This window comes from Bradyrhizobium sp. (genome assembly GCF_016462955.1).
Lineage (GTDB): Bacteria > Pseudomonadota > Alphaproteobacteria > Rhizobiales > Xanthobacteraceae > Bradyrhizobium.
Genome location: NZ_JAEMSD010000798.1, coordinates 1 through 2,044 on the forward strand (window position 1 = coordinate 1; position 2,044 = coordinate 2,044).

Here is a 2,044-nt window from a genome sequence, read left to right on the forward strand (position 1 = left end):
CCATCTACCGCATCTCTCCCTTGATCATATCCGCCGCCTTCTCCCCGATCATGATGGTCGGCGCGTTGGTGTTGCCCCCGATCAGCGTCGGCATGATCGAGGCATCGACGACGCGCAATCCCTCCACGCCGCGCACCTTGAGTGCCGGATCGACCACGGCAAGCGCATCCGTGCCCATCTTGCAGGTGCCGACGGGGTGATAGACGGTGTCGACTCGCTCGCGCAAGATGTTGCGGATGTGGTCGTCGGTTCGGACATCGGCGGTGAACATGTCCCTCTTCTGCAGCGCGCGCAGCGCCGGCGTGTCCATCAGGCGGCGCGTGGTCTTGAAGCCTGCGACCATCGCCTCGACATCCTCTTCCTCGCCGAGGAAATTTGGATCGATCATGGGCGGTGCGAGCGGATCGGCGCTTTTGAGCCATACGCTGCCGCGGCTCTTCGGCCTGAGCAGGCAGACATGGCACGAGAAGCCCGCCTCCTTGTGCTTCTTGCGGCCGTGGTCGTCGAGCATCGCGATGACGAAGTGCAGTTGAATGTCCGGTATGTCGAGATCCGGCCGCGTCTTCAGGAAGCCGCCACACTCGGCGAAATTGGTGGTCATCACGCCGCGTCGCTCGCGGCGGTACTGCTGGATGCCGCGCAGCAGGGATGGCAGCCGGCCGAGCGACGAATGAACGAAGTGCGGGTAATCCGAGGCGTAGACGAACACGAAATCCGGGTGGTCCTGCAGATTGCGCCCGACGCCCGGCAGGTGATGCACGATGGCGATGCCATGCTGGCCAAGCGCATTGCCATCGCCGACGCCTGACAGCATCAACAGCTGCGGCGACTGGAAGGCGCCGGCGGCGAGGATCACCTCGCGGCGGGCGCGCAACTGCTTTGTCTGCTTGCCCTGCACATATTCGACGCCGACCGCGCGGCCTCCTTCGAACAGGATTCTCGTGGTGTGTGCGCCCGTCTCGACGCGCAGGTTCGCGCGCTTGCCGAGGTGGGGATCCACGTAGGCGCGCGCCGCGCTCCACCGCTCGCCCTTGTGCTGGGTCACCTGGTAGCTGCCGAGCCCCTCCTGGTCCTCGGCATTGAAGTCCTCGCGGATACGGAACTGCGCCTCGCGCGCCGCCTGGTGGAAGACGTCGTGGATCGGATTGTCCGAGCGCAGCTTGTTGACGTGCAGCGGGCCGCCCTTGCCGTGATACTCGCCGTCGAAATCGGCGTTGTTCTCGGAAGCCTTGAAGTAGGGCAGTACGTCCGCATAGGACCAGCCGGAATTGCCGAGCGCGGCCCAATGGTCGTAATCCGATTTGTGACCGCGGATGTAGACCATCGCGTTGATCGCCGAGGAGCCGCCGAGGCCCTTGCCGCGCGGTTGGTAGCCGATGCGGCCGTTCAATCCCTTCTGCGGCACGGTATCGAAGGCCCAGTTGGCCGGGCTGTAGGGCAGAGCAAGCCCGAATGGCGTGGTGATCCGCCAGGTGTCGTTGCGTCCGCCGGCGTCGAGCAACGCCACGGACGTCGCCGCATCCTCCGACAGCCGCCCCGCAACCGTGCAGCCGCCCGAGCCCGCGCCCACGACGACGAAATCGAATGTGTCGGTCAATGCTTGTTTCCCCCGTTACGGTCATTCCGGGGCGCGCGAAGCGCGAACCCGGAATCTCGAGATTCCGGGTTCGTTTCGCGCCCAGGAACGACACTGCGGCCTTTTCAGCCTTAATCTTGTTGCCGCAAGCTGGCCGTTTGTGGAACTTCTGGCAAGAGGGTGGGGAACGCCTAAGAAATCGGCCCTGATCCCTGTCATAAAGTCGAAAAAAACGTTCCCGCAGCCCTTTCCAAAGGCACCCCGCCTTGATACATACCCCTCGCACCCGACGGGCTCTGCCCGGGGTTGCCTTCCAAGGAAGCCTTTGGGACGGACCGAGCAAGCCACGCGAACAGCGCAGGCCTCAACCGACCGTCCCCGGACTCCCTCAACGAAGGCGCGCAAAGGTTTAACGCGGGGTGGAGCAGCCCGGTAGCTCGTCAGGCTCATAACCTGAAGGTCATAGGT

Annotated in this window: 1 protein-coding gene; it reads right to left on the bottom strand. The window is 64.2% G+C overall.

Annotated features, from left to right (window positions below):
* Positions 1–4 precede the first annotated feature (4 nt).
* Entirely contained in the window at positions 5–1,597 is a 1,593-nt protein-coding gene (locus JHD07_RS38525) for a choline dehydrogenase (RefSeq protein ID WP_291631743.1), read from the bottom strand.
* Between the last annotated feature and the right edge of the window lie 447 nt (positions 1,598–2,044).